The following is a 25080-nucleotide window of genomic DNA, read 5'->3' on the forward strand; positions in this document are numbered from 1 at the left end:
TACCCTGGAGGGCGATTCCCCAGTCTGTCTCCGACCCCGAGGACCGCGAGCGCCGTGTTCGATACTCTTTCCGATCGCCTCTCAGCGACCTTCAAGAACCTGCGCGGCAAGGGACGGCTCTCCGAGGCGGACATCGACGCCACGGCGCGCGAGATCCGGATCGCGCTCCTCGAGGCGGACGTGGCGCTGCCGGTCGTCCGTACGTTCATCAAGAACGTCAAGGAGCGCGCGCTCGGCGCCGAGGTCAGCAGGGCGCTGAACCCCGCCCAGCAGGTCCTCAAGATCGTCAACGACGAACTGGTCACCATCCTCGGCGGCGAGACCAGGCGCCTGCGCTTCGCCAAGCAGCCGCCCACGGTGATCATGCTGGCCGGTCTGCAGGGTGCCGGTAAGACCACCCTCGCGGGCAAGCTCGGCCACTGGCTGAAGGAGCAGGGCCACTCGCCGCTGCTCGTCGCCTGTGACCTCCAGCGCCCGAACGCCGTGAACCAGCTCAGCGTCGTCGCCGAGCGCGCCGGTGTCGCCGTCTACGCGCCCGAGCCGGGCAACGGCGTCGGCGACCCGGTCAAGGTCGCCAAGGACTCCATCGAGCACGCCAAGTCCAAGGTCCACGACATCGTCATCGTGGACACCGCCGGCCGCCTGGGCATCGACCAGGAGATGATGCAGCAGGCCGCGGACATCCGGGACGCGGTCAGCCCCGACGAGATCCTGTTCGTCGTCGACGCGATGATCGGTCAGGACGCCGTCAACACCGCCGAGGCCTTCCGCGACGGCGTCGGCTTCGACGGCGTGGTGCTCTCCAAGCTCGACGGTGACGCCCGCGGTGGTGCGGCCCTGTCGATCCGGCAGATCACCGGCAAGCCGATCATGTTCGCGTCGAACGGCGAGAAGCTCGACGACTTCGACGCCTTCCACCCGGACCGGATGGCCTCCCGCATCCTCGACATGGGTGACCTGCTCACCCTGATCGAGCAGGCGGAGAAGACCTTCGACCAGGCCGAAGCCCAGAAGATGGCCGAGAAGCTGGCCTCCAAGAAGGGCCAGGACTTCACCCTCGACGACTTCCTGGCCCAGATGGAGCAGGTCAGGAAGATGGGCTCCATCTCCAAGCTGCTCGGCATGCTCCCGGGCATGGGCCAGATGAAGGACCAGATCAACAACCTCGACGAGCGGGACGTCGACCGCACGGCCGCGATCATCAAGTCGATGACCCCGGCCGAGCGCCAGGAGCCGACGATCATCAACGGCTCGCGCCGCGCCCGTATCGCCAAGGGCTCCGGCGTCGAGGTCAGCGCGGTGAAGAACCTGGTCGAGCGGTTCTTCGAGGCCCGCAAGATGATGTCCCGCATGGCCCAGGGCGGCGGCATGCCCGGGATGCCCGGCATGCCGGGCATGGGCGGCGGCCCCGGCAGGGCGAAGAAGAAGCAGAAGCAGGCCAAGGGCAAGCAGCGCTCCGGCAACCCGATGAAGCGCAAGCAGCAGGAGCAGGAGGAGGCCGCCCGCCGCGCGGCCGCCGCAGAGGGCGGCAACGCCTTCGGGCTGCCGCAGCAGGGCGGCAAGGACTTCGAACTCCCCGACGAGTTCAAGAAGTTCATGGGCTGATCCGAGAAGCCCATCGGCTGACCGCCCGTTCCCGGACGACACGGACTGCTGAACGGCACTGAGGGCGCCCCCCTTCGAAGGAAGGGGGGCGCCCTCAGTGGTTCGTCGACGGCGCGCCGGTCAGGCGTTCGGGAACTTCCAGATGTAGGGCTCGCCGTCCTCCTCGGACCAGTGGACCTCGACGCTCTTGGCGTTCGCCGGGATCACGTACGTCTCGCAGAAGACGTGGCTCTCGCCCTGCTTCCAGCTCTCGACGTCGTACGGGTCCTCGCAGCCCGCCGTGTCCTCGGACGCGCCGATGAGGACACTGCCGCGCCGCCCGTCGGCGAAGACCGTGGTGCCGTCGTGCACGTCCGAGCCCTCGGTGAGGGCGGGCCCGCTCTTGTGCGTGTACTTCACGTGGGCGACGGCAAGCACCATGCCCTTGACCTTGCCCGGCTCCGACACGGCCTTGGCGGCCTCCGCCTCGGTGCCCACGTCGACCTTCTGCGCCACGACGTCGTAGGTGACCTCGCCCGGGTCCTCCGCGACCTTGCCCGTGGCGCTCTCGCCGGTTCCCAGCTCGCCACCGGAAGCCGGCTCCGGCGACGGGAAGACCTTGGCCTTCTCGGTGTCCGGGCTCTTCGCGTCGGCCTTGTCACCGCCGCCACCGCAGGCGGTGAGGGCCAGAGCGAGAACGGCGACGGGCGCGACGAGACGCAGCGCGGTCTTGTGGTGCGGCAAAACAGCTCCTGTATGCAGATGTGTAGGTCCCCCGAGCGGTGGATCACATTAAGCGTTCATGATCCACCTGGTGAAACCCGAAGGACCCCATGGTGCTTTCTTCACACCATTCACACCTGCACTGAAGACTTGTTCGTCACCGCGTCCGGGCGATCAGATACCGGAAAACGTTCGGCATCCACACCGTCCCGTCCTGCCGCTGGTGCGGATGCAGAGCCTCGGTCAGCTCCTTGTCCACCTGCACCTGGTCCGTCGCCGTGATCGCCGCGTCGAACAACCCCGTCGACTTGAGCCCGCGCACCGCGCTGTCCACATCGGCGTACCCGAAGGGGCACGCCACCCGCCCGGACCCGTCCGGCTTGAGACCGGCCCGCTGGGCGACGTCCTCCAGGTCGTCGCGGAGGGCGGGACGCCAGCTGCCCGTGCTGCGCAGTGGCTCCGCCAGCTTGGTGGCGACCCGCAGCACGGACGTCGTGGCGCACCGCTCCGGCGGGCCCCAGCCGGCCAGCACCACGGCCGCTCCGCGCCCCGCCAGCGGCGTCGCCTCCGCGAGCAGTCCGCCCAGCCCCTCCGAGTCGCCCGCGAGGCACCCGATCGGCTCGAAGGCGGTCACCAGGGTGTACGCGGGAGCGCCCGGCTCCTTGGTGTCCCGGGGCGAACCGTCGACCAGCCGGGCGCCCGCATGCGGGCGCGTGGCCCCCGCCTCGGGCAGCAACCGCTGCCGTGCGAGGGCCATTCTTTCGGGGGAAGCGTCGACACCGGTGACCGCCGCTCCCCGGGCGGCGGCCATCAGCAGGGCGAGTCCGGAACCGCAGCCGAGGCCGAGCAGCCGCGTCGTGGGACCCACGTCCAGTCGCTCATAGACGGCCTCATAGAGCGGTACGAGCATCCGCTCCTGGATCTCGGACCAGTCACGCGCGCGTGCACGCAGGTCCACGCGGGGTGCGGCCCCCGCGTGAGGCAGGTGCTGCCGCACGAGCGTAGGTGTCATAAGTAAGCGCCCCAATCCGCCGAGAGTTGCCTCTTGCCCGATTCCATGGCCCCCGTGACAGTGCGCTCGCACTACCCCCGTATGCCAGGAAACTCCCCCCTCGACCTGTCGTCCAGTGGAATGCGGCCCGGTATATGAGTTGTCATGTGCCTATGGCGAGATTTCACATTCCGGCAACGTGGGCCCGTACCATCTCGCCATGGCCAAGGCACCCGTACTCACCCCCCAGGCGGACGATTTCCCGCGCTGGTACCAGGACTTGATCACCAAGGCGGAGCTCGCCGACAACGGACCGGTGCGCGGCACCATGGTCATCCGACCGTACGGGTACGGGTTGTGGGAGCGGATGCAGGCCGAGATGGACGCCCGCATCAAGGAGACCGGCACCCAGAACGCGTACTTCCCGCTCCTGATCCCGCAGTCGTACCTCACCCGCGAGGCGGACCACGTCGAGGGCTTCGCGCCGGAGCTCGCGGTCGTCACGCACGGCGGCGGCAAGGAGCTGGAGGAGCCGGCGGTCGTGCGCCCCACCTCCGAGATGATCATCAACGACTACTTCTCGAAGTGGGTGCAGAGCTACCGCGACCTGCCGCTGCTCATCAACCAGTGGGCGAACGTCGTGCGCTGGGAGCTGCGGCCCCGCCTCTTCCTGCGGACCACCGAGTTTCTCTGGCAGGAGGGCCACACCGCGCACGCCACGTACGAGGAGGCGCGCGATTTCGCCGCGCACATCCACCGGCAGGTCTACGAGGACTTCATGGTGAACGTCCTGGCGATGGACGTCGTCCCCGGCCGCAAGACCGTCAAGGAGCGGTTCGCCGGCGCGATCAACACCCTCACGCTCGAAGGCATGATGGGTGACGGCAAGGCCCTCCAGATGGCCACCAGCCACGAGCTCGGCCAGAACTTCGCCAAGGCCTTCAACACCCAGTACCTGTCGAAGGACGGCCGGCAGGAGCTGGTCTGGCAGACCTCCTGGGGTTCCACCACCCGCATGATCGGCGCCCTGGTGATGATGCACGGTGACGACAACGGCCTGCGCGTCCCGCCGAGGCTGGCTCAGACCCAGGCCGTGGTGCTCGCGATCAAGGGCGACGAGGCGGTTCTGGCCAAGGTCCGCGAGCTCGGCGACCGGCTGAAGGCGGCCGGCATCCGTGTCCAGGTCGACGACCGCACCGACACCCCGTTCGGCCGCCGTGCCGTCGACTGGGAGCTCAAGGGTGTGCCGGTCCGCATCGAGATCGGCCCGCGCGACCTGGAGAACGGCACCGCGATGCTGGCCCGCCGCATTCCGGGCGGCAAGGAGCCGGTCTCCCTGGACGCCCTGGTGTCGCTGCTGCCGAAGGTCCTCGAAGAAGACCAGGCGCTGCTGCTGAAGCAGTCCCGGGAGCGCCGCGAGTCCCGTACCACCGAGGTCGCGACGATCGACGAGGCCGTCGAGGTGGCCGCCGCGGGCGGCTGGGCGCGTATCCCGTGGGCGGTGCTCGGCGAGGAGGGCGAGGCCAAGCTGGCCGACCACGCGGTGACCGTACGGTGTCTGGTCGCCGAGGACGGGTCGGTGCCGGACGCCGACGACGCACCCGGTAACGTCGCGGTCGTCGCACGCGCTTACTGAGTGGGGCGCAAGGCGACCGAAATGCCTCTTGCGTAACCGCGCACCCCGGCGCGCGCACATGCTCTACGCGCCGGGGCGTACGCGGACTACGCACCACCTTGTGGTGAGCTGTGAGGCTTCTCCACAGATCAGCGCACCCGCCCTCCTCGGGACGCATCAGAGGCAACTGACGGGTACGTGCAAATTATTTGGGATGCCCCGGAATCGGAACACTGGGGCACCCCGACTCGTTGTCATTACGTGAGCACGACACAGACACCACCTGTTCTCGCCGCAGAGCTGGCACAGGCGTGGGCCGATATTCAGCGGTACCACCCCGAGCTGCCCGACCTTGCCGCGCCAGAGTCCCTGATCGGGGAGTCGTCGTCCGCGTGCGGTCACGAGCTCTCCTTCGAGCGACTGCTCCATGAGGCAGTCCATGGCATCGCCGCCGCCCGCGGCGTCCGCGACACCTCCCGTGCCGGCCGCTACCACAACCGCAGATTCCTCGCGATCGCCGAGGAGCTGGGCCTGGACCACCCCGAGGAACCGCACCCCAGCAGCGGTTTCTCCCTGGTCACGCTCACCCCCGAGGCGAAGCGCCGCTACCGCCCGACGATGGAGCGCCTCCAGCGCGCCCTGAAGGCCCACACGGCCGCGACCACGTCCGACACCTCCCGCACCTTCCGGGGCCCGGCCGCCCGGCACGGCTCCTCCGGCGGCGGCGTCCGCGTCAAGGCGGTCTGCGACTGCGGCCGCAACGTACGCGTCGTCCCTTCGGTCCTCGCCCAGGCGCCGATCGTCTGCGGCGGCTGCGGCAAGCCGTTCCGGATCCCGGACGTCGTGGGAGCGGGGGCGGCGGCCGGCTGACGTCCACAACCGGCATCTCGTGGCTGCCGGTCGGGACAGCACCCGCCACTGCCGGGCAGGGCACCCGACGTACCTCACCTCCACGCCGGGTGCCCCTTCAGCGTGCCCGCACGGCAGTGAACCCCTCGGTCAAGGCCGCCCGGCAGGGTATGGCACAATGGCTAGCTGTACTCGACAGCCGCACAGGAACCCTCTCGCCTCCGGCTGACGCGTCCATCGGGCACTCGGGTACCGCAACCCCACGCGGCTTTTCTCGCCGTGCCCAACCACGTCAAAACCAGGAGAACCCACTCCCGTGGCAGTCAAGATCAAGCTGAAGCGTCTGGGCAAGATCCGTTCGCCTCACTACCGCATCGTCGTCGCCGACTCCCGTACCCGTCGTGACGGTCGTGCGATCGAGGAGATCGGCAAGTACCACCCGACGTACAACCCGTCGGTGATCGAGGTCGACGCCGAGCGTGTGGCGTACTGGCTCGGTGTCGGCGCGCAGCCGACCGAGCCCGTGATGGCCATCCTCAAGAAGACCGGCGACTGGCAGAAGTTCAAGGGCGAGCCCGCCCCGGCTCCGCTGCTGACGCAGCCCGAGAAGGCCGCGCGCCCGTCGTTCGAGGCCATCGGCGGCGACGACGAGGGCAAGGGTGAGGCGATCACCCAGAAGAAGAAGGCTGAGAAGAAGGACGAGGCCGCCGCTGAGTCCGCTTCGACCGAGGCCTGAGCATGCTCGAGGAGGCTCTCGAGCACCTCGTGAAGGGCATCGTCGACAACCCTGACGATGTGCAGGTCGCCTCGCGCGACCTGCGCCGCGGGCGAGTGCTCGAGGTCCGGGTCCACCCGGACGACCTCGGCAAGGTGATCGGCCGCAACGGCCGCACCGCACGCGCCCTGCGTACCGTCGTGGGCGCCATCGGCGGTCGCGGTGTCCGCGTCGACCTCGTCGACGTGGACCACGTCCGCTGACGCTTATCGCAACCGGCTCGGGCCGGGGAAGGCCTGAGGGCCGTCCCCGGCCCGCAGTCGTATGACAGGAGACTGGACACGTGCAGCTGGTAGTCGCACGGATCGGCCGTGCCCATGGCATCAAGGGCGAGGTCACCGTCGAGGTACGGACCGACGAGCCGGAACTGAGGCTCGCCCCCGGCGCCGTACTCACCACCGATCCCGCTTCCACGGGACCGCTCACCATCGAGACGGGCCGCGTCCACAGCGGCCGTCTCCTGCTGCGCTTCGAGGGCGTCAGCGACCGCACCGGCGCCGAGGCCCTGCGCAACACCCTCCTGATCGCCGACGTCGACCCGGAGGAACTGCCCGAGGGCGAGGACGAGTACTACGACCACCAGCTCATCGACCTCGACGTGGTCACCGCGGAGGGCACGGAGGTCGGCCGGATCACGGAGATCTCGCACCTGCCCACCCAGGACCTGTTCATCGTGGAACGTCCGGACGGCAGCGAGGTGATGATCCCCTTCGTCGAGGAGATCGTCGCCGAGATCGACCTCGAGGAGCAGAAGGCCGTCATCACCCCGCCGCCGGGCCTGATCGACGACCGCGCCGAGATCGCCTCCAGCCGGGAAGATGCCTCCGGCCGGGAAGACGTCTCCAGCCGGGAAGAGTCGTAAATGCGCCTCGACGTCGTCACGATCTTCCCCGAGTACCTGGAACCGCTGAACGTCTCGCTCGTGGGCAAGGCACGCGCGCGTGGACAGCTGAACGTACACGTCCACGACCTGCGTTCCTGGACCTACGACCGCCACAACACCGTCGACGACACGCCCTACGGCGGCGGCCCCGGCATGGTCATGAAGACCGAGCCCTGGGGAGAGGCGCTGGACTCCGTCCTGGCCGACGGCTACGAGACCGGCTCCCACGCGCCGGCCCTCATCGTGCCCACGCCCAGCGGCCGCCCCTTCACCCAGGAGCTCGCCGTCCACCTCTCCGAGCGTCCCTGGCTGATCTTCACGCCGGCCCGCTACGAGGGCATCGACCGCCGGGTCGTCGACGAGTACGCGACGCGGATGCCGGTGTACGAGGTGTCCATCGGCGACTACGTCCTGGCCGGCGGCGAGGCGGCCGTCCTCGTCGTCACGGAGGCCGTGGCGCGGCTGCTGCCCGGCGTCCTGGGCAACGCCGAGTCCCACCGGGACGACTCCTTCGCGCCCGGTGCCATGGAGAGCCTGCTGGAGGGTCCCGTCTACACCAAGCCGCCCGAGTGGCGCGGCCGGGACATCCCCGACGTGCTACTCAGCGGCCACCACGGGAAGATCGCCCGCTGGCGGCGGGACGAGGCACTGAAGCGCACCACGGCCCACCGGCCCGACCTCATCGAGCGGTGCGATCCCAAGGCCTTCGACAAGAAGGACCGCGAGATGCTGTCCATCCTGGGCTGGGCACCGGACCCGGCGGGGGAGCCGTACGGCCGATTTTGGCGCAGGACCGACGGCGTGGAAGAATAGCCAGCTGTTGTGCGTCCGTCCGGCGCGCGCCCCTGCCACAGGGGGAGACGACGCCCGCTCCGACCCGCACGGCCCTGAATCCGAAACACCTAGTTTCCGTTGATGACCTGTGGCATCAGCGAGGAAAGCAGACGAAATGTCTCACCTGCTCGACACCGTCGACTCCGCGTCGCTGCGCAGCGACGTCCCCGCCTTCCGCCCGGGCGACACGGTCAACGTGCACGTCCGCGTCATCGAGGGCAACCGCTCCCGTGTGCAGCAGTTCAAGGGCGTCGTGATCCGCCGCCAGGGCTCCGGCGTCCGCGAGACCTTCACGGTCCGCAAGGTCTCCTTCTCCGTCGGCGTCGAGCGCACCTTCCCGGTGCACACCCCGATCGTGGAGAAGATCGAGCTCGTCACCAAGGGTGACGTCCGCCGCGCCAAGCTGTACTACCTGCGCGAGCTGCGCGGCAAGGCCGCGAAGATCAAGGAGAAGCGCGAGAACTGAGCGCTCTCCGGGGTTCGCGCCGGGGCCGGATAGCATCTGGCTCCGATGGACACCGAAGCTCAGCCGACGGAGCGCGACCGCTCCTCCCGCCCTTCCGACTCCGAGGACACCTCGGATCCCGGAGGGCTGGAGGAACGGTCGCGTTTCGCGTTGTCGCGTGCCACCGAGTGGGTCCCGGGCGGCCGGATCACCCTGACGCTGCTGGCCTGCCTGCTCTTCCTGCTGCTGCTCAGCACGTTCGTGCTGCGGCCGTTCCAGATCCCCAGCGGATCCATGGAACAGGGATTGAGGATCGGGGACCGGGTTCTCGTAAATAAGTTGGCGTACCGTTTCGGTGCCGAGCCGCGGCGGGGAGACATCGTCGTGTTCGACGGGACCGGGTACTTCGGGCACGCGGACTACATCAAACGCGTTGTCGGCGTGGGGGGAGACCACGTCGTCTGCTGCGACAAGGAGGGGAGGATCCAGGTGAACGGCCGGCCGGTCGACGAGTCGGGCTTCCTTTATCCCGGCGACAGCCCCTCCACGGTGCCTTTCGACGTCGCCGTCCCCGCCGGCACGCTGTTCGTTCTCGGTGACCACCGGGGCGACTCCAGCGACTCCCGGGACCACCTCGGCTCACCGGGCGGCGGCATGGTCCCGGTCGACGAAGTGATCGGCCGCGCCGACTGGATCGTCTGGCCCTTCGGCCACGCCACCCGGCTGGACCGCCCCGACGCCTACGCGCGCGTGCCCGCTGCCGCCGCCGGAAGGGCGGGCGCCCATGGGTAACCGCGGAAAACCGCGCGGCGTCCCCGCCGGCCCCGCCGAGAACCTGCTGCCCACCGGCGCCCGTCGCGCCGCCGGTCCATCCAGCGGCCGTACGCGCGCCGAGCGGCGCAAGCTCCAGAAGAAGGTCAAGCGGCGCCGCAGGCGCGGTGCCGTCAAGGAGATACCGCTCCTCGTGGGCGTCGCCGTCCTGATAGCGCTCGTACTGAAGACGTTCCTCGTCCAGGCCTTCGTCATCCCGTCCGGCTCCATGGAGCAGACGATCCAGATCGGCGACCGCGTCCTGGTCGACAAGCTCACCCCGTGGTTCGGCTCCAAGCCGCAGCGCGGGGACGTCGTCGTGTTCAAGGATCCCGGCGGCTGGCTCCAGGACGAGCAGACCACCCTTCCGAAGGACGACCCCATCGTCATCAAGCAGGTCAAGGAAGGGCTCACCTTCATCGGCCTGCTGCCGTCCGACGACGAGAAGGACCTCATCAAGCGGGTCGTCGGCGTCGGCGGAGACCGCGTCAAGTGCTGCGACGCGCAAGGACGCGTGACCGTCAACGGCATCCCGCTGGTCGAGGACTACCTGTACCCCGGCAACGCCCCGTCCGACACGCCGTTCGACATCACCGTCCCCCCGGGACGGCTGTGGGTGATGGGCGACCACCGGAACAACTCCGCGGACTCCCGCGCCCACCAGGACACCGACTACGGCGGCACGGTCTCCGAGGAAGAGGTCGTCGGCCGTGCCATGGTCATCGCCTGGCCCTTCGGGCACTGGAGCACCCTGGAGGAACCGAACACGTACGCCTCCGTGTCCGACTCGGCCACCGGGTCGACCGCCGCTGCCGAACTGTCGCATAGGGTTGCCTCCGACGATTCGAATGGAACGATCCAGCTCCCGACCCCTGCGGAACTCCCGCTCGTTATGGGAGTGGTGGGCCTGCGTCGTGTGTGGGGCAGGCGGCGGCACAGAGTGAGGAGTTGGCGTGGGGGATGTGGCGGTTGGCGCACGGTCCGGACACGACGGCGAGGAGCACCGCGGACGCCCCGCGGAATCCGCCGTCCCGGCCGCGGACAGCGCTGTGACCTCCGGGAATGACTCCGGGGCAGCCGAGGGCGACAGGGTGACAGACGAGTACGGCACAGCCGAGGGCGAAGGGCCGGGAGGCACGGCCAGGACACCGAAGAAGCAGCGCTCCTTCTGGAAGGAGCTGCCCATCCTGATCGGCATCGCGCTGGTGCTCGCGCTGCTGATCAAGACCTTCCTGGTGCAGGCGTTCTCCATCCCCTCCGACTCGATGCAGAACACCCTCCAGCAGGGCGACCGCGTCCTGGTCGACAAGCTCACCCCGTGGTTCGGCTCCGAGCCCGAGCGTGGCGAGGTCGTCGTCTTCCACGACCCCGACAACTGGCTGGCGGGCGAGCCGGTGGCGGATCCGAACGCCTTCCAGACGTTCCTCAGCTGGATCGGCCTCATGCCGTCCGCGGAGGAGAAGGACCTCATCAAGCGGGTCGTCGGCGTCGGCGGCGACACGGTCGAGTGCAAGAACACGGGCCCGCTGACCGTCAACGGCAAGGCGCTGGACGAGCGGTCGTACGTCTACGCCGGCAACACGCCGTGCAGCGTCGACGACCAGGGCGGTCAGTTCAAGGTGAAGGTCCCCGAGGGCTACATCTGGGTCATGGGCGACCACCGGCAGAACTCCCGGGACTCCCGCTACAACCAGGCGGACAAGCACAACGGCATGGTCCCGGTGAAGGACGTCGTGGGCCGGGCCATCGTCATCGCCTGGCCGGTCAACCGCTGGGACAACCTGCCGGTGCCGGACACCTTCGACCAGGCCGGTCTCAATGCCCAGCCGGCCGCGGCCGGTCTGACGGCGGCGCCGCAGGGGCTGGCGCTGCTGGGGGTGGTGCCGGTGGTGCTGTGGCGCCGCCGGAAGCAGTGATCGCGACGGTGGGCTGACCCCGGTCGGTACCCCCGGGTAGGGTGCGGACCCATGGGTGGCGAGAGCATGACGCACACGGCCCCGCGCAGCGGTGGCACAGGCTCGGGCCCGGTGGGCAGCCGGACCGGACAGCGGTTGTCCGGGCTGGCCGTCGCACTGGGCCTTGTGCTGTTCCTGGGGGGTTTCGCCTGGGGAGCGGTGGTCTACCTGCCGTACACCGTGCCCACCGCCTCGATGACGCCGACGATCGACGCCGGCGACCGGGTGCTGGCGCAGCGCGTCGGCGGCGCTGATGTGCGCCGCGGTGACGTCGTCGTGTTCAAGGACGCCACCTGGGGCGACGTGCCGATGGTCAAGCGCGTGGTGGCCGTCGGCGGCGACACGGTCTCCTGCTGCCAGGACGGCAAGCTGAAGGTCAACGGCAAGGAGATCGACGAGCCGTACCTGGCCGACGGCACACCGGCGGAGATCACCGGCTTCCCGACCGTGAAGGTCCCCAAGGGGCGCCTGTTCCTGCTCGGTGACGAGCGCGGCAGCTCCATGGACTCCACCGCCCACCTGACCGACGCCGCCAGCGGCACGGTGGCGCGCGGCGCCGTGGACGCGCGCGTGGACGCCGTCGTCTGGCCCATGAACGGCATGCTGGCGCGCCCCACCGGCTTCGAGGCCCTCGGCGCCCTGTCCTCGCCCGGGCCGCTGCGCACGATCACCGCCCTGGTGATCGCCGGCGCCGTGCTCGTCCTGGGCGGGGGTGCCTACGGCCCCGTCGCCAAGCGCGCGGGCGCGGCCCGGGCCCGGCGGGCGAGCGCGGAGCCCGCGGGTGTCCGCTGAGGCCGTGGGGGCGGGCCAGGACAGCTACGAGGGCGGACTGCGCAAGGTTGCCCGGGTCGTGCTGCTCGACCCGCAGGACCGCATCCTGCTGCTGCACGGGCACGAGCGGACGATCCGGCCGACGACTGGTGGTTCACCCCCGGCGGCGGTGTGGAGGGCGACGAGACCCGTGAAGAGGCCGCCTTGCGGGAACTCGCGGAGGAGACGGGCATCACCGAGGTCGAGCTCGGCCCGGTGCTGTGGCGGCGGATGTGCTCCTTCCCGTTCGCGGGCCGCCGCTGGGACCAGGATGAGTGGTACTTCCTGGCTCGTACGGACCGTACGGTGGTCGAGGCCGCCGGGCTGACCGAGCTGGAGCGGCGCAGCGTCGCCGGAGCGCGCTGGTGGACGTGTCCGGAACTTTGCCGGGCACATGAGACGGTGTATCCGACGAGACTCGCCGGGCTGCTGCGCACGCTGCTCGACGAAGGTCCCCCGGCCAGGCCCGTGATCCTTGACCAGGAAATCGTCTAGGGGCGCACGGGACTGGCGCACAATGGTGGGATCGCACGGCTGAAGGGGAACATGCCATGAGCGCCGAGGACCTCGAGAAGTACGAGACCGAGATGGAGCTGAAGCTCTACCGGGAGTACCGCGATGTCGTCGGTCTGTTCAAATACGTGATCGAGACCGAGCGGCGCTTCTACCTGACCAACGACTACGAGATGCAGGTGCACTCGGTCCAGGGTGAGGTGTTCTTCGAGGTGTCCATGGCGGATGCCTGGGTGTGGGACATGTACCGGCCGGCGCGGTTCGTGAAGCAGGTCCGGGTCCTCACGTTCAAGGACGTGAACATCGAGGAGCTGAACAAGAGCGATCTCGAGCTGCCGAGCGGGTGACGTTCACCCGGGAGGGTGACGGGGTTTTCCACAGCCGCTGAGCTGTCCACCAAGATCCACTTGGTGGGGGCGGCTGCGTGATCGTTGGCGCCGGAGGTGGTGCCGACATGAACGCACGCAGTGCGATGGGCAGGTACGGAGAGACCCTGGCGGCCCGGCGGCTGACGGAGACCGGACTGACGGTCCTGGAGCGCAACTGGCGCTCCGGCCGGACCGGTGAGATCGACATCGTGGCCAGGGACGGGGACGTCCTGGTCGTCTGCGAGGTGAAGACCCGCAGGGAAGGCCCCTTCGAGCATCCGATGGCCGCCGTGACCCCGCAGAAGGCGGAGCGGCTGCGGGACCTCGCCGAGCGGTGGATCCAGACGCACGGGGGCGCACCGCCCGGCGGGGTCCGCATCGACGTGGTGGGGGTACTGCTGCCGGCCCGCGGCGCGGCCGTGGTCGAGCACGTGCGGGGGGTGGCCTGATGGCATTCGCCCGTACGTGTTCGGTGGCGCTGGTCGGCGTCGAGGGCGTGGTCGTCGAGGTCCAGGCCGACCTGGAGCCGGGTGTCGCGGCGTTCACGCTGGTGGGACTGCCCGACAAGAGCCTGACGGAGAGCCGGGACCGGGTGCGCGCCGCGGTCGTCAACTCGGGCGCGGCCTGGCCCCAGAAGAAGCTCACGGTCGGCCTGAGCCCGGCCTCCGTCCCCAAGAGCGGCAGCGGCTTCGACCTGGCCGTCGCCGCGGCGGTCCTCGGCGCCTCGGAGCGCATCGACCCCCGGGTCCTCGCCGACATCGTGATGATCGGGGAACTGGGGCTGGACGGGCGGGTGCGGCCGGTAAGAGGAGTGTTGCCGGCGGTGCTGGCGGCGGCGGATGCCGGGTACGAGCAGGTGGTGGTGCCGGAGTGTGCCGCCGCCGAGGCGTCCCTGGTGCCCGGGGTCTCCGTACTGGGCGTCCGGAGCCTGCGCCAGCTGATCGCCGTCCTGGCCGACGAACCCGTGCCCGAGGAGGATCCGGACGAGCAGGGCCGCCCGGACCCGCTCCTCGCCGGCCTGCGCATGCCCGGCACGGGCGCCGCCACGGGCATGCACAGCGTCGGCGCGGCCCAGCACGAGCCCGGCCACGACCTGGCGGACGTCGTCGGGCAGATCTCGGCGCGCACGGCGGTGGAGGTGGCCGCGGCGGGCGGGCACCACCTCTTCCTGGAAGGGCCTCCCGGCGCCGGCAAGACGATGCTCGCGGAGCGGCTGCCCGCCATCCTGCCCCCGCTCGGCCGGCAGGAGTCGCTGGAGGTCACCGCGGTCCACTCGGTGGCGGGCCTGCTGCCCCCGGGCAAGCCCCTGATCGACGTCGCCCCCTACTGCGCCCTGCACCACTCGGCCACCATGCAGGCACTCGTCGGCGGAGGCCCGGGCATCGCGCGGCCCGGAGCGGTGTCGCTGTCCCACCGGGGAGTCCTCTTTTTGGACGAGACGCCCGAGTTCAGCAGCCATGCCCTGGACGCCCTGCGCCAGCCGCTGGAGGCGGGGCATGTCGTCATCGCGCGCAGTGCGGGAGTGGTGCGCTTCCCCGCGAAGTTCCTGATGGTGCTCGCGGCCAACCCGTGCCCCTGCGGCCGGTTCTCGCAGCGTGACGACCTGTGCGAGTGCCCGCCCTCGGCGATCCGCCGCTACCAGGCCAGACTCTCCGGCCCGCTGCTCGACCGCGTCGACCTGCGCGTCGAGGTGGACCGCGTCACCCGCACCGAGCTGACCGCCTCCGGCGCGCGGGGCGAGTCCACCGCGACGGTCGCCCAGCGGGTACGGGCGGCCCGGGAGCGGGCCACGGAGCGCCTCACCGGCACTCCGTGGCGCACGAACAGCGAGGTACCGGGTCGTGAGCTGCGCAGCCGCTGGTACGCCGCGCCCGGGGCGATGGACGAGGCCGAGCGGAACCTGGAGCGGGGCGTCCTGACCGCCCGCGGCCTCGATCGCGTCCTGCGCGTGGCCTGGACCGTCGCCGATCTCGTCGGCCACGACCGGCCCGACGCGACGGACGTCGCCCTGGCGCTCCAGTTGCGCACCGGTGTCCCCAGGGGTGTCCCCATGGCCCTCGGAGCGCTGACATGAGCGTCGCCGGCGAGCCGGACGAGGAGCTGCTCGCCCGGGTCCTTCTCGCCCGGGTCATCGAGCCCGGTGACGAGGTCGGTGGCCGGTGGGTGCGGGAGCTCGGGGTGCGGGGCCTGGCCCGGCGGCTGGCGGAGGGCGGGCGGCCCCTGGCCGGGATGAGCGGAAAGCGGTGGGAGGGCCTGCTGGCCAGGGCCGAGACGGCTCGGCCGCGTAAGGACCTCGCCGTCGCCCGGGACGCCGGGGTGCGGTTCGTCGGCCCGGGGGACTCGGAGTGGCCGGGGCAGCTCGACGACCTCGGGGATGCCCGGCCGCTGGGGTTGTGGGTGCGCGGGCGCGCCAGTCTGCGGATGTGGGCGCTGAAATCGGTGGCCGTAGTCGGCGCCCGCGCCTGCACCGAGTACGGGGCGCACATGGCGGGCATCCTCGCCGCCGGCCTGGCCGAGCAGGGCTGGGTCGTGGTGTCGGGCGGCGCCTACGGAGTCGACGGCGCCGCCCACCGCGGGGCCCTCGGCGCGGGCGGCGCCACCGTCGCCGTCCTCGCCTGCGGCGTCGACCGCCCCTACCCGCGCGGGCACACCCGGCTGATCGGCAGAATCGCAGAACAGGGACTGGTGATCGGTGAGTTGCCGCCCGGTGATCACCCGACACCGAGCCGGTTCATTCTGCGGAACCGGGTGATCCTCAGTTCTGTCGGGGTAACGGCCGCCGCGAGGCATCCGTCTCAGCGTTTGTGCAGCTCAGCGTCGGCGAGTCCGATGCTATTCAGTGCAACAGGTGTTGCGCCATCACCGGTGAGGGTGAAGCGGCCACGAGCCGGTGGTTGGGCTCGTGAGACTGAGCACGATAGGTGTCGTCATCCTTCCGTCCCGACCTGCCCTTTCGTGAAGCTCTGAGCGCGACATCTGTCGCCGAATTCGCATCGTTCCTGACGTGATCCGCACTCTTCGCAGGCTAGTTGTCGTCCGGACCGTGCTGCCGGTAGGCGACGCCCACGCCGTGCACGGACACGGCGCGGGTCGGCGCGTTCTTGTACGACGACGGGGTGGGCGTGGGGGAGCTGGACGGTGCGTTCGTGATCAGGTCCTGGTGTGGGAGAAAGGAGCGTGGGGCGGGATCTTCTCGTTGTGGCGGGCGGCGTTCTCGGCGTCCGGCAGGGCCGTTGCCCTGGGTTCACGTCATGGAGATGACGACCTTGCCGGCCTTCGCGCGGCCCTTCTCGACGTACTCCATGGCCTGGAGGGTCTCGTCGAAGGGGAAGACCCGGTCGACGACGGGGCGGATCTTCCCGGCGTCGACGAGGCGGGTGAGTTCGCGCAGCTGGTCGCCGCTGGCCCTCATGAACAGGAAGGAGTAGGTGACGCCGAGGCGCTTGGCCTGGCGTCGGACCTTCGCGCTGAGGACGGCGACGCCCAGGCGCATGACCGCGTTCGCGCCGAGTTCGACGCCGGTGGCCGGGTCGGGCGGGCCCGCGACGGAGATGGCCACGCCGCCGGGCTTGAGGACGCGCAGGGACTTGGTGAGATTCTCGCCGCCGAGGGAGTCCAGGACGACGTCGTAACCGTGGAGGACCTCGGAGAAGTCCTGGGTGCGGTAGTCGATGACTTCGTCCGCGCCGAGGTCCTTGACGAGGTCGATCTTGGCGGTGCTCGCGGTGGTGGCCACGTACGCGCCCAGTGCCTTGGCCAGTTGTATGGTGATGGATCCCAGGCCGCCGGCGCCCGCGTGGATGAGGACCTTCTGGCCCGGCTGGACGTTCGCCCGCTCGACCAGGGCCTGCCAGGCGGTCAGCGCGACCAGGGGGAGGGAGGCGGCCTCGGTCATGGTGAGCGTGGCGGGCTTGAGGGCCAGGTCGTTCTGGTGGATGGCGATGCGTTCGGCGAAGGTGCCGATGCGGTCCTTGTCGGGCCGCGCGTAGACCTCGTCGCCCACCGAGAAGCGGGTGACGGACGATCCGACGCGGACGACGGTCCCGGCGAAGTCGTTGCCCAGGACGAGCGGGAGACGGTAGGGCACGATCGCCTTCAGTTCACCCTTGCGGATCTTGTAGTCCAGCGGGTTCACGCTCGCCGCGTCGATCCTGACCAGGACGTCCTCGGCACCCATCTGGGGGTCGGGTGCATCCCCGGCGCGCACCGTGGTCGGGTCGCCGTACTTCTCGACCATGAAGGCCTTCATTGTTGTCTCCGTTCGTTCGGTCTCCCGCGCGAGCGGGGACGGGGGTGTGTCCGTTACGGGCTTCTGCCGGTAAGGGGGAGGTCTGTGGCGTCGTACGTGCCGGAGTATTCCGCGCCGGCACGGAAGGGCGGGGCGGGCGTCAGGCCGCGGCCGGCCCGGGGGTGCCGGCCAGGCCCTGCTTGACCTGCCGGGTGACCTCGTCGGCGAGGATCTCGGGCAGGCCCGCCTCGATGCCGAGCAGTGCCTGCGCCGCCACGTCGGCGGGGGAGACCTTCTGGTCGGCGGGGACGCCGGCGGCCATGTCGGTGTCCATGTAGGCGACGTGCAGCGCCGAGACGGTGATGCCGCGGGGTGCCAGCTCCTCGCGGGTCGCGTCGCTCATCGCCCACGCGGCGGCCTTGGACGCGGCGTAGGAGCCGGCGCCGGCCGGGTGGTACCAGGACAGGGCGGACAGGACGTTGAGCACGGCGCCGCCGCCGTTGCCCTCGATGACCGGGGCGAAGGCCCGGGTCGCGATGAGCGGGCCGACGTAGTTGGTCATTATCTCGCGGTGCACGTCGTCCAGGTCGCCGCCGATGAGCGTCGCGCCGGTGGCGAGGCCCGCGTTGTTGATCAGCAGCGTCGCATCCGACGCGATGCGGGCGGCCTCGTGGATCGACTCCGGGTCCGTCACGTCGAGGCGCAGCGGGGTGACGCCCGGCAGGTCGACCGTCTCGGGACGCCGGGCCGCCGCGTAGACCTTCGCGCCATGCTCGACGAGCTGGGCGGCCAGGTGCCGCCCGAGGCCCCGGTTGGCGCCGGTGACGACCGCGACCGCGTTCTTGAGTTCCATGCTCGCTCCTGTCCTTCGCAGGCGCCGTCGGAGCACCCGCGTCAATTAGATTGCAAGCACAATCTAAACACAGGGCTAAGATAGATGCCAATCGACATCCAACGGGAGGTGGCCATGGGCCGCGTATCGCAGGCGCAGGCGCAGGAGAACCGCAGGCGGGTGGTGGACACCGCATCGCGGCTGTTCCGGGAGCAGGGCACCCACGTCAGCGTCGCCGATCTCATGAAGGCGGCCGGCCTCACCCACGGCGCCTTCTACAAGCAGTTCGCCTCCAAGGAAGCGCTCGTCGACGAGGTCACCGCCCACGCCATCGATGAATGGGTCCGGTGCCATGCGGCCCCCTTCGAGCAGTACGGAGGGCGCCGGGACGCCGCTCAGCGGGACCTGATCGACACCTACCTCTCCTCGGAACACCGCGACAACGCGGCGGACGGCTGCCCGGTCGCGGCACTTGCCGCCGATGTCGCGCGTGAACCCGAAGGCGGCGAGGCCCGCCGCACCTACGCGCGGGGCGTGGCCGACCTCGCCGCGTACCTCGCCCCCACCGATGCGCCCGGCGGCGAGGGCGGCGAGGAGGGCCTCGTCCGGCTGTGCACCTTGGTCGGTGCGCTGCTCCTCTCCCGGGCCACCCAGGGCTCCCCGCTCTCCGAGGAGATCCTCGCCGCCGCGCACGCGGCCCTGACGGAAGCCGGCTGACCGGGGGCCCGGCATCGGGCGCCGCGCGGCGTGTGTGCACCGGCCGCACCCGCGAGGTGACGCGGGGTCCGAGGCTTCCGTGCTCGCGGCTGATCGGTCTGGCGTAGTTCCGTGCTCCCTACGGCAGTTGTCGTGCAAATGCGACACCTATCGTGCTCAGGCTCAGCTCGCGATGCCATCAAGAGCGCGCTTGGTTCAGAGCCCGGGTGAGTTCGCGGTTCGCGCCGCGGGCGGCATCGAGCTCGGCCTGGCGTTCTTCGAGCTGTCCGGTGAGTTCCACGTTCGTCTGCTCCAGCTGGACGATCTGGCGCTGGAGTTCTTCGATGTCCGCCGTCGCGCCGAGCCCGGATTCTTTCCAGGCTTGGTCACCGAGGAGTTCGGAGAGCCGGTCCTCGAGTTGTCGGACCCGGGCGGTGAGCCGGACGTTGCGCTCCTGCGCGTTGGCCAGGTCGGCCTGCAAGGACGCCCGCGTCACCTGGGCACCGCTCTCCAGCCCGACCGCGGGTGCGGCTTCGGCGGCGTGGATCTGGGCCAGCAAGTCGCGGTGCCGATAGAAGAACGTGCGGTCGACACCGGCCCGCCGTGCGATTGCTGAGACGCTGAGCGAGTCGCCTTGCTTGATCGCTTCGTTGAGGGCCTTGAGGACCCGTTCCCGGCGGCGGGCGGAGTCGGCCCGCCGTCCTTCGATCATCGGGGAGCTCATGATCATGCACCTCGTAGTTCTTCGGGGGGCAGGCCGATGCGGGGCATGCCCAGCATCACGGAGCGGCTGGAGCGGACGACCTGGACAGCCTGCTTGATCTGGGCTTGTTCGTCCGGGGTCAGGTCGTCGAGTTCTTCCTTGACCCGAGCGATGAGGCGCCGGACGCGGCGGATCTCCTCGTCCGAGGGCATGGCCTCCGAGCGTGCCCACTCGTCGGCTTCGAAGGTGCTGATGAGCCGTTCGCGACTTCGCAGCAGGTCGGAGAGGTAGTTCTCCAGGTCGGGGAGGTAGGAGACGTCCGTGCGGAAGTGGCCGCAGCCCACGCAGCGAAAGCGCAAGGGGCAGGCGTGTCCGCCTGCGGCCACGTTGCTCGGCTCCGTGCAGACTCCAAATGGCACGCTGATCTCGCCGATGGACCGGCGGTCGCGCTCGGAGTCGAGAAGCGAGTGGACGTCCCGCCAGATCCGGTTGCCGTGTCGGTCGAACTGCATCGCGGTGACCCGGTCGACGGCCTCGCGGCGTCGTTCGTCCCGAACGCGGTAATAGCGTTGAGTCGTGGTGAGTTGCCGGTGATCCATAAGCCGTTGCAGCACGTCAGGGTGGATGCCGGCGTCCGCGTGTCGCTGGGCGTATGAGTGCCGGTAGGCATAGGGGAAGATCTTGGCCTTGTCGAACGGCAGCAGCTTCACGACCGGCTGACCGTCGACTTCCACCATGGTGGGGATGACGAACTCTGGCAGTTCCTCGACCCAGGCCCGATGGGCGCCGGAGACGGTGTTGGGGTTGAGGGGCTTGGTCCCGTCGGGGTTGGCGACCTGAGCGGGAAAGAGTGCCAGCTCGGCGATCGGCGTGCTCGGGAAGCGGCTGCGGACCCGTTCCTGCTGGTTGATGATGAGCTCGGCGGTGGGCTGCCCGATCGGAAGACGTCGTCCCAGCCGTTGTGCCTTGTGGTTGTCGTAAATCAGGACCCATGAACCGTCGGGGTCCCGCTCAAGGCAGTCGTAGGGGAGCTTGGAAGCCTCGGCCGGCCGCCGCCCGGTGTCGATGACGACCTCGACGGCGATGCGGACCTCGCGTGAGCTGCCCTGTTCCAGCAGGTCAAGCTGATCGCAGAGCTGCCGCATCACCTCGATGGGCAAGTCCTTGCCGGCCTCGCTGTCCTCGGGGTCGTCGGGCATGTCCTCCGCGTTCAGCGCGAAGTCCGGAGGCAGGCCCTCAAGGATCTCCCCGGCCCTGGTCAGGCCGAGCGTGCGCCAGCGGTTGAGGACTCGCCGGACGATGCGGGCGTCGCCGCACTGCTTGTGACGGCTGATCTTCCCGGCCTCGACCAGGAATCCGAGCCGGTTCAGGTAGCTGACGATGTCCTGGCGCCCCAGCGCGGCGACGACTTCGCCGCCGTCCTCACGCTGAAGTCGAAGGCTCTTGGAGAGCCGGGCAACCGCGTTGATCTCGTTCTGACTAGTGCCGCGGACGCCCTGCCCACGCCGGTTCGGGAAGGTGTTGTAGCACCAGACCTTCGTGGCCTCGCGCAGGGACCGCTGGCTGATCTTCCTGAAGTCGAGCGTGCCGGTCCCGCCGAAGGCAGTCAGGTCCCAGACGTCCTTCAGCCGCTCACTCTCCGGCGTGAGGCCGAGACGCTGTACGGACGTCTGGAACATCCTCAGCACCTGGAGCGCGGTCTTCCCCGGCCCGGAGTGGGCCAGCTCCAGCAGCGAGCCGACCTCCTCGGCGCGGGCCAAGTCGGCCACCGGCCTGACGTTGTAGGGCCCGGTCCTGGCGCCCTTGGCCGTGCGGCATTGCAGGCCGTAGAGGATCTCGGTCACCACGAGGGCCGGCAGGCCCCGAAGGCTGACCTCGCCTCCGACCGCCACCGCCGAGACCGTGCGGCGCCAGCGTTCCTCGTCGACCGGGCCCTGGCGCTGGAGAACCCGCAGGCGGTTGCCGTGGGACTGGCAGTAGAGCGTCCGCGGCCCGATCCGGTCCCGGTAGCACGAGGTCGCCAGACACGGGCCGAAGCTCGGCAGGGGCCCGACCTCCGGGTGCTGGAGGAACTCCTCCAGCGGCAGCTTGAAGATCTCCTTCCGACGGTGCTCGTGGGTGGCGCAGAGCGTGCTCGTGCGGTCCTGCCAGGGACGCGGACGGCCTGCGACGGCGCAGTCACCGATGCCGATGCCTCGATGATTCTGGTGCGGCTGCTGAACGAAGCCGTCCAGCGCGGGCTGGCCGTCGTGCTTCCAGCGGTAGTAGCAGCCGTTGCAGAGCCGAATGCCCCGGCGGGCGGCCCTGTGATCACAGCCGACGACCTCGCAGAGCGGCGCCACCAGCACGGAGTGGTCGGTGGGGAAGATGACGACGCGGTGGCCCCAGTCCCAGCTCACGAGCTTGAGGAACGACTGCTCCAGTGCGTCGACCAGCTGAGCTTCCCGCGGGTCCGCCGGAAGCTCAGGAGTAAGGAGGGGAGACTGGATCACTGGTCGCCGCCTCGGTGGACGAGAGACCGCGGCGACGGCACCCGCCTGACCGCTTCCCGCAGCCGATCGTGGGAGGGGTGGCGATAGGGACGCTGCGAGCTCGGGTGCTTGTGGCCCAGCAGGGCCTGGAGCTCGTCCTCAGTAGCGCCGGCGTCAGCCGCGTTGCCCGCCATAGCGTGCCGCAGCATATGGGGAGCGACCGGCCTGTCCAGGTCGGCCCTGCGTCCGAGTTCCTCCAGGAGCTCGTTGATCGCGCCGGGCGGCATCGGTGCCCCGAGAGGCTCCCGGAACTCGTTCACGAGCAGAAGGTCGCTGCCGCCCGTGCCGAGCCGTTCGTGACGCTCGTCGATGTACTGGTCGTAAGCCTGAACCACGAGGAAGTCGACCGGCTGGACCCACGACTTCCGCGACTTCGACCATGCCTGGTTGGGGTTCCGTCGGCGGACGACGTGGATGTGGGGGCCGGGGACGTCGCAACCGAGTGCCCGTGCGTCCGCCAGCAGATGACAGTCGCAGCGGTGCAGGCCAGCGGCCTGGCCCCGGCGGAGCCCGACGCGGGCCAGCAGCAGCACGATGAGCCGGTCGCGGGCGTTTCGGCATGCCTTGAACAGTGCGACGACCTCGGCGTCGGTGGCCCTGTCGACCTCCGTCTCGGGTTCCTGCAACCGGTGTTGAACCCCGATGCGCATCGCGAGACCGTTCTCGCCCTGTAGTTCCTCGGGGAGATCCCGCCCGTCCGCGATCTCGTAGATCTGCCCGAGCACGGTCGACGGTGCTTCACCGACCGACACGGCGAAGGTCAGTAGGCCCCGCACCGCCGACAGGACCTTGTTGATCCGCCGGTCTCCTCGGGCCGGCTTGGCTCCCGGCCCCAGCAGGAGCGTGTCGCCGTCTGTCGACTTCGTGTGCCTCAACCACACCACGAACAGGCCGAGATCCCGGGCCGCCACCCTCCAGTCCCGGCCGGTCTTGAGGCACCACCGAAGGTAGAGGGCGGCGGAGATCGCGTACGCGTACGTCGTCAACTCGGCCCGGGATCTACCGAACAGAAGGTGCCGGAGCCAGCGGTCCACGATCGGAACTACGTGGAAGTCGTCGTCGACTACCGTCCAGTAGCAAACACCGGACGGCATCTTCACGGGGAAGGCCCGCATGTGTACCCCTTGCGCTGAAGCGAATGCAACGATCCGCCACAGAGCCACACCCCCACAGATCGAAGCCGCGAGGTTCAACGAGGGGAGTCAGAGCAACGTCACACCACGGTGGCCGTTCCCCGAAAGAACGCGGCACTCACCCGGGGCACCGTGGTCGTCGAAGCCGCCCACCGCAGCGGCTCCCTGGTCACGGCACGGGCGGCACAGCGCCTCGGCCGGCACACCATGGGCGTACCGGGCCCGGCCACCAGCGCTCTGTCCGCCGGGGTGCACGAGTTGCTGCGCGGGGAGGCGGCCCTGGTCACCGACGCCGCGGACGTCGTCGAACTGGTCGGCGACATCGGACAGCTGGCCCCCGAGCGGCGCGGCCCGGTCCTGCCCCGGGACCTGCTGGAGCCGGCCAGCCGGCAGGTGCTCGCCGCGCTGCCGGGCGGCGGGGCGGCCGGGCCGGACGAGATCGCGCGCCGCGCACAGACGACACAGGACGACGCCATCGCCCGACTGTACGAACTCCGGGCACTCGGTTACGTCGAACGACACGGCGACGGCTGGAAGTTGACACGCCAGGCGGTGATGTCGGTCCGCGGTGGTCCCCGGCCATGCTGACCACGCCCGTTCGGCCGTCCGGGGGAACCCCGACATCCCTTGGAAATTCGCCCAGTTGGGGTTCTCAGGTGATCACACGGAGCGAGCTCGCCGACCCGGCGGGACGCCGTTCGGAACGTATCTGCGTCCGCCTTGACCTCCGTCCTTCGCGCACCGCGACACCGCAGTCACGCTACGCTCACGAGGATCCCGACACGGACAGGCAACTCGACATCAGACAGACAGCCCACCCCAGCAGCACCACTCCGCAGCAGAACGGCACAAGGCGACGAATGCCCCAGCACACCTCCGGGTCCGACCGGGCGGCGATCCCCCCAGCCGCCCGTGACGGTGGCAGCGTGCGGCCGCCCGCTCCCTCGACACTCGACGAGCTGTGGCGGTCGTACAAGGCGACGGGTGACGAGCGGCTGCGGGAGCAGCTGATCCTCCACTACTCGCCGCTCGTGAAGTACGTCGCCGGCCGGGTCAGCGTGGGCCTGCCGTCCAACGTCGAGCAGGCGGACTTCGTCTCGTCCGGGGTGTTCGGACTGATCGACGCGATCGAGAAGTTCGACATCGACCGCGAGATCAAGTTCGAGACGTACGCGATCACCCGGATCCGGGGCGCGATGATCGACGAGCTGCGGGCCCTGGACTGGATCCCCCGGTCGGTCCGGCAGAAGGCGCGCAACGTGGAGCGCGCCTACGCCACGCTGGAGGCGCGGCTGCGGCGGACGCCGACGGAGGGCGAGGTGGCCGGCGAAATGGGCATCGCGGTGGAGGAACTCCACGCGGTGTTCAGCCAGTTGTCGCTGGCCAACGTGGTGGCCCTGGAGGAGCTGCTGCACGGCGGAGGCGAGGGCGGCGACGGGCTGAGCGTCATGGACACGCTGGAGGACACCGCCGCCGACAACCCCGTGGAGGTCGCCGAGGACCGGGAGCTCCGCAGGTTCCTCGCGCGGGCGATCAACACGCTGCCCGAGCGGGAGAAGACCGTCGTCACGCTGTACTACTACGAGGGGCTCACGCTGGCCGAGATCGGGAACGTGCTGGGCGTGACCGAGAGCCGGGTCAGCCAGATCCACACCAAGTCGGTACTCCAGCTGAGAGCCAAACTGGCGAGCTTCGGCCGCTGACCTGGCCGGAAGGCGACGGCCTGACGGGAGCCTCTCCCGCCGGGCCTGGCGCGTCCGTAGAGTGGTTGACGTGCCAAGGATTCGAGCGGCCTCCGTGGC

The 25080-nt window shown here is 69.9% G+C and carries 24 protein-coding genes and 3 pseudogenes; 20 read left to right on the top strand and 7 right to left on the bottom strand.

Annotated elements, in window-relative coordinates; translation table 11 throughout:
• Positions 1 to 54: 54 nt before the first annotated feature.
• Positions 55 to 1605 carry a signal recognition particle protein gene (gene ffh / locus QC385_RS39195; protein ID WP_279546192.1) on the top strand — a complete coding sequence of 517 codons (1551 nt, stop codon included), beginning with the start codon at positions 55 to 57 and terminating at the stop codon, positions 1603 to 1605.
• 120 nt (positions 1606 to 1725) lie between these two features.
• Here ffh and QC385_RS39200 read toward each other — a convergent pair whose 3' ends face one another.
• Positions 1726 to 2328, bottom strand: coding sequence for a hypothetical protein (locus QC385_RS39200; protein WP_279546193.1), 603 nt, complete (start codon positions 2326 to 2328; stop codon positions 1726 to 1728).
• A 136-nt stretch (positions 2329 to 2464) separates the two neighbouring features.
• Positions 2465 to 3319, bottom strand: coding sequence for a methyltransferase domain-containing protein (locus tag QC385_RS39205; RefSeq protein ID WP_279546194.1), 855 nt, complete (start codon positions 3317 to 3319; stop codon positions 2465 to 2467).
• Between the two features lie 199 nt (positions 3320 to 3518).
• Between QC385_RS39205 and proS the strand changes: the two genes are divergently transcribed.
• The 16 genes and pseudogenes from proS to QC385_RS39285 all read left to right on the top strand — a co-directional run.
• The gene (gene proS, locus QC385_RS39210) at positions 3519 to 4934 is read left to right on the top strand and encodes a proline--tRNA ligase (protein ID WP_279546195.1); all 1416 of its coding nucleotides are present in this window, start codon (positions 3519 to 3521) and stop codon (positions 4932 to 4934) included.
• 240 nt (positions 4935 to 5174) lie between these two features.
• Positions 5175 to 5783 (top strand): hypothetical protein, encoded by a 609-nt coding sequence (locus QC385_RS39215; protein WP_279546196.1) that lies wholly within the window; start codon positions 5175 to 5177, stop codon positions 5781 to 5783.
• A 295-nt stretch (positions 5784 to 6078) separates the two neighbouring features.
• On the top strand, positions 6079 to 6498 hold the full coding sequence (rpsP, locus tag QC385_RS39220) for a 30S ribosomal protein S16 (protein WP_010044494.1): 420 nt from the start codon (positions 6079 to 6081) through the stop codon (positions 6496 to 6498).
• A gap of 2 nt (positions 6499 to 6500) precedes the next feature.
• Positions 6501 to 6740, top strand: a complete 240-nt coding sequence (locus tag QC385_RS39225; RefSeq protein ID WP_005479813.1) for an RNA-binding protein — start codon at positions 6501 to 6503, stop codon at positions 6738 to 6740.
• An 80-nt stretch (positions 6741 to 6820) separates the two neighbouring features.
• The gene (gene rimM, locus QC385_RS39230) at positions 6821 to 7399 is read left to right on the top strand and encodes a ribosome maturation factor RimM (protein ID WP_279546197.1); all 579 of its coding nucleotides are present in this window, start codon (positions 6821 to 6823) and stop codon (positions 7397 to 7399) included.
• The gene (gene trmD / locus QC385_RS39235; RefSeq protein ID WP_279546198.1) at positions 7400 to 8233 is read left to right on the top strand and encodes a tRNA (guanosine(37)-N1)-methyltransferase TrmD; all 834 of its coding nucleotides are present in this window, start codon (positions 7400 to 7402) and stop codon (positions 8231 to 8233) included. It begins immediately after the preceding gene.
• A gap of 136 nt (positions 8234 to 8369) precedes the next feature.
• Positions 8370 to 8720 carry a 50S ribosomal protein L19 gene (rplS, locus tag QC385_RS39240; RefSeq protein WP_030852073.1) on the top strand — a complete coding sequence of 117 codons (351 nt, stop codon included), beginning with the start codon at positions 8370 to 8372 and terminating at the stop codon, positions 8718 to 8720.
• A 45-nt stretch (positions 8721 to 8765) separates the two neighbouring features.
• A complete protein-coding gene (gene lepB / locus QC385_RS39245) occupies positions 8766 to 9491 on the top strand; it encodes a signal peptidase I (protein ID WP_279546199.1) in 726 nt (241 codons plus the stop codon).
• On the top strand, positions 9484 to 10575 hold the full coding sequence (lepB, locus tag QC385_RS39250) for a signal peptidase I (protein ID WP_279546200.1): 1092 nt from the start codon (positions 9484 to 9486) through the stop codon (positions 10573 to 10575). Before lepB (QC385_RS39245) ends, lepB (QC385_RS39250) begins: the two co-directional genes overlap by 8 nt.
• A complete protein-coding gene (gene lepB / locus QC385_RS39255; protein WP_279546201.1) occupies positions 10463 to 11425 on the top strand; it encodes a signal peptidase I in 963 nt (320 codons plus the stop codon). Before lepB (QC385_RS39250) ends, lepB (QC385_RS39255) begins: the two co-directional genes overlap by 113 nt.
• Before the next feature lie 51 nt (positions 11426 to 11476).
• Positions 11477 to 12256 (top strand): signal peptidase I, encoded by a 780-nt coding sequence (gene lepB / locus QC385_RS39260; RefSeq protein WP_279546202.1) that lies wholly within the window; start codon positions 11477 to 11479, stop codon positions 12254 to 12256.
• Positions 12246 to 12769: pseudogene (locus tag QC385_RS39265) on the top strand (NUDIX hydrolase). Before lepB (QC385_RS39260) ends, QC385_RS39265 begins: the two are co-directional and overlap by 11 nt.
• Before the next feature lie 56 nt (positions 12770 to 12825).
• Entirely contained in the window at positions 12826 to 13134 is a 309-nt protein-coding gene (locus tag QC385_RS39270) for a DUF2469 domain-containing protein (protein ID WP_003993268.1), read from the top strand.
• Between the two features lie 107 nt (positions 13135 to 13241).
• Positions 13242 to 13604: a YraN family protein gene (locus tag QC385_RS39275; protein ID WP_167537454.1), complete on the top strand. Its 363-nt coding sequence runs from the start codon at positions 13242 to 13244 to the stop codon at positions 13602 to 13604.
• A complete protein-coding gene (locus tag QC385_RS39280; RefSeq protein ID WP_279546204.1) occupies positions 13604 to 15229 on the top strand; it encodes a YifB family Mg chelatase-like AAA ATPase in 1626 nt (541 codons plus the stop codon). The genes QC385_RS39275 and QC385_RS39280 overlap by 1 nt, the downstream gene beginning before the upstream one ends.
• A pseudogene (locus tag QC385_RS39285) lies at positions 15226 to 15913 on the top strand (DNA-processing protein DprA); the annotation flags it as partial. The gene QC385_RS39280 and the pseudogene QC385_RS39285, both read left to right, overlap by 4 nt.
• 486 nt (positions 15914 to 16399) lie before the next feature.
• On the opposite strand, the gene QC385_RS39290 reads toward QC385_RS39285, so the two are convergent.
• Together QC385_RS39290 and QC385_RS39295 are read right to left on the bottom strand one after the other, a co-directional pair.
• Positions 16400 to 17404, bottom strand: a complete 1005-nt coding sequence (locus QC385_RS39290; RefSeq protein WP_279546205.1) for an NADP-dependent oxidoreductase — start codon at positions 17402 to 17404, stop codon at positions 16400 to 16402.
• A gap of 139 nt (positions 17405 to 17543) precedes the next feature.
• Positions 17544 to 18236 carry an SDR family oxidoreductase gene (locus tag QC385_RS39295; protein WP_279546206.1) on the bottom strand — a complete coding sequence of 231 codons (693 nt, stop codon included), beginning with the start codon at positions 18234 to 18236 and terminating at the stop codon, positions 17544 to 17546.
• A gap of 114 nt (positions 18237 to 18350) precedes the next feature.
• Between QC385_RS39295 and QC385_RS39300 the strand changes: the two genes are divergently transcribed.
• Positions 18351 to 18932, top strand: coding sequence for a TetR/AcrR family transcriptional regulator (locus QC385_RS39300; protein WP_279546207.1), 582 nt, complete (start codon positions 18351 to 18353; stop codon positions 18930 to 18932).
• A gap of 178 nt (positions 18933 to 19110) precedes the next feature.
• Here QC385_RS39300 and QC385_RS39305 read toward each other — a convergent pair whose 3' ends face one another.
• Genes QC385_RS39305 through QC385_RS39315 form a run of 3 tightly spaced genes read right to left on the bottom strand, consistent with a single transcriptional unit; the run spans position 19111 to position 23260 of the window.
• Positions 19111 to 19635, bottom strand: coding sequence for a DUF6262 family protein (locus QC385_RS39305; protein WP_279546208.1), 525 nt, complete (start codon positions 19633 to 19635; stop codon positions 19111 to 19113).
• A gap of 2 nt (positions 19636 to 19637) precedes the next feature.
• Positions 19638 to 22106: a tyrosine-type recombinase/integrase gene (locus QC385_RS39310; protein ID WP_279546209.1), complete on the bottom strand. Its 2469-nt coding sequence runs from the start codon at positions 22104 to 22106 to the stop codon at positions 19638 to 19640.
• A complete protein-coding gene (locus QC385_RS39315) occupies positions 22103 to 23260 on the bottom strand; it encodes a tyrosine-type recombinase/integrase (protein WP_279546210.1) in 1158 nt (385 codons plus the stop codon). The genes QC385_RS39310 and QC385_RS39315 overlap by 4 nt, the downstream gene beginning before the upstream one ends.
• Before the next feature lie 105 nt (positions 23261 to 23365).
• Here QC385_RS39315 and QC385_RS39320 point away from each other — a divergent pair.
• Positions 23366 to 23866 (top strand): annotated as a pseudogene (locus QC385_RS39320) (DNA-processing protein DprA); the annotation flags it as partial.
• Positions 23867 to 24138: 272 nt separating this feature from the next.
• Positions 24139 to 24981: an RNA polymerase sigma factor WhiG gene (gene whiG / locus QC385_RS39325; RefSeq protein WP_086843182.1), complete on the top strand. Its 843-nt coding sequence runs from the start codon at positions 24139 to 24141 to the stop codon at positions 24979 to 24981.
• Positions 24982 to 25080: the final 99 nt, after the last annotated feature.

Origin of the sequence: Streptomyces sp. DH10 (assembly GCF_029813805.1) — a bacterium.
GTDB classification, from domain to species: Bacteria; Actinomycetota; Actinomycetes; order Streptomycetales; family Streptomycetaceae; genus Streptomyces; species Streptomyces coeruleofuscus.

What these genes read in the sequence shown, in the direction of transcription:
- QC385_RS39205 (WP_279546194.1), bottom strand. Translation starts at nt 3,319, where the DNA reads ATGACACCTACGCTCGTGCGGCAGCACCTGCCTCACGCGGGGGCCGCA.
- proS (WP_279546195.1), top strand. Translation starts at nt 3,519, where the DNA reads ATGGCCAAGGCACCCGTACTCACCCCCCAGGCGGACGATTTCCCGCGC.
- QC385_RS39225 (WP_005479813.1), top strand. Translation starts at nt 6,501, where the DNA reads ATGCTCGAGGAGGCTCTCGAGCACCTCGTGAAGGGCATCGTCGACAAC.
- trmD (WP_279546198.1), top strand. Translation starts at nt 7,400, where the DNA reads ATGCGCCTCGACGTCGTCACGATCTTCCCCGAGTACCTGGAACCGCTG.
- rplS (WP_030852073.1), top strand. Translation starts at nt 8,370, where the DNA reads ATGTCTCACCTGCTCGACACCGTCGACTCCGCGTCGCTGCGCAGCGAC.
- lepB (WP_279546199.1), top strand. Translation starts at nt 8,766, where the DNA reads ATGGACACCGAAGCTCAGCCGACGGAGCGCGACCGCTCCTCCCGCCCT.
- lepB (WP_279546200.1), top strand. Translation starts at nt 9,484, where the DNA reads ATGGGTAACCGCGGAAAACCGCGCGGCGTCCCCGCCGGCCCCGCCGAG.
- lepB (WP_279546202.1), top strand. Translation starts at nt 11,477, where the DNA reads ATGGGTGGCGAGAGCATGACGCACACGGCCCCGCGCAGCGGTGGCACA.
- QC385_RS39270 (WP_003993268.1), top strand. Translation starts at nt 12,826, where the DNA reads ATGAGCGCCGAGGACCTCGAGAAGTACGAGACCGAGATGGAGCTGAAG.
- QC385_RS39275 (WP_167537454.1), top strand. Translation starts at nt 13,242, where the DNA reads ATGAACGCACGCAGTGCGATGGGCAGGTACGGAGAGACCCTGGCGGCC.
- QC385_RS39280 (WP_279546204.1), top strand. Translation starts at nt 13,604, where the DNA reads ATGGCATTCGCCCGTACGTGTTCGGTGGCGCTGGTCGGCGTCGAGGGC.
- QC385_RS39290 (WP_279546205.1), bottom strand. Translation starts at nt 17,404, where the DNA reads ATGAAGGCCTTCATGGTCGAGAAGTACGGCGACCCGACCACGGTGCGC.
- QC385_RS39295 (WP_279546206.1), bottom strand. Translation starts at nt 18,236, where the DNA reads ATGGAACTCAAGAACGCGGTCGCGGTCGTCACCGGCGCCAACCGGGGC.
- QC385_RS39300 (WP_279546207.1), top strand. Translation starts at nt 18,351, where the DNA reads ATGGGCCGCGTATCGCAGGCGCAGGCGCAGGAGAACCGCAGGCGGGTG.
- QC385_RS39305 (WP_279546208.1), bottom strand. Translation starts at nt 19,635, where the DNA reads ATGAGCTCCCCGATGATCGAAGGACGGCGGGCCGACTCCGCCCGCCGC.
- QC385_RS39315 (WP_279546210.1), bottom strand. Translation starts at nt 23,260, where the DNA reads ATGCGGGCCTTCCCCGTGAAGATGCCGTCCGGTGTTTGCTACTGGACG.
- whiG (WP_086843182.1), top strand. Translation starts at nt 24,139, where the DNA reads ATGCCCCAGCACACCTCCGGGTCCGACCGGGCGGCGATCCCCCCAGCC.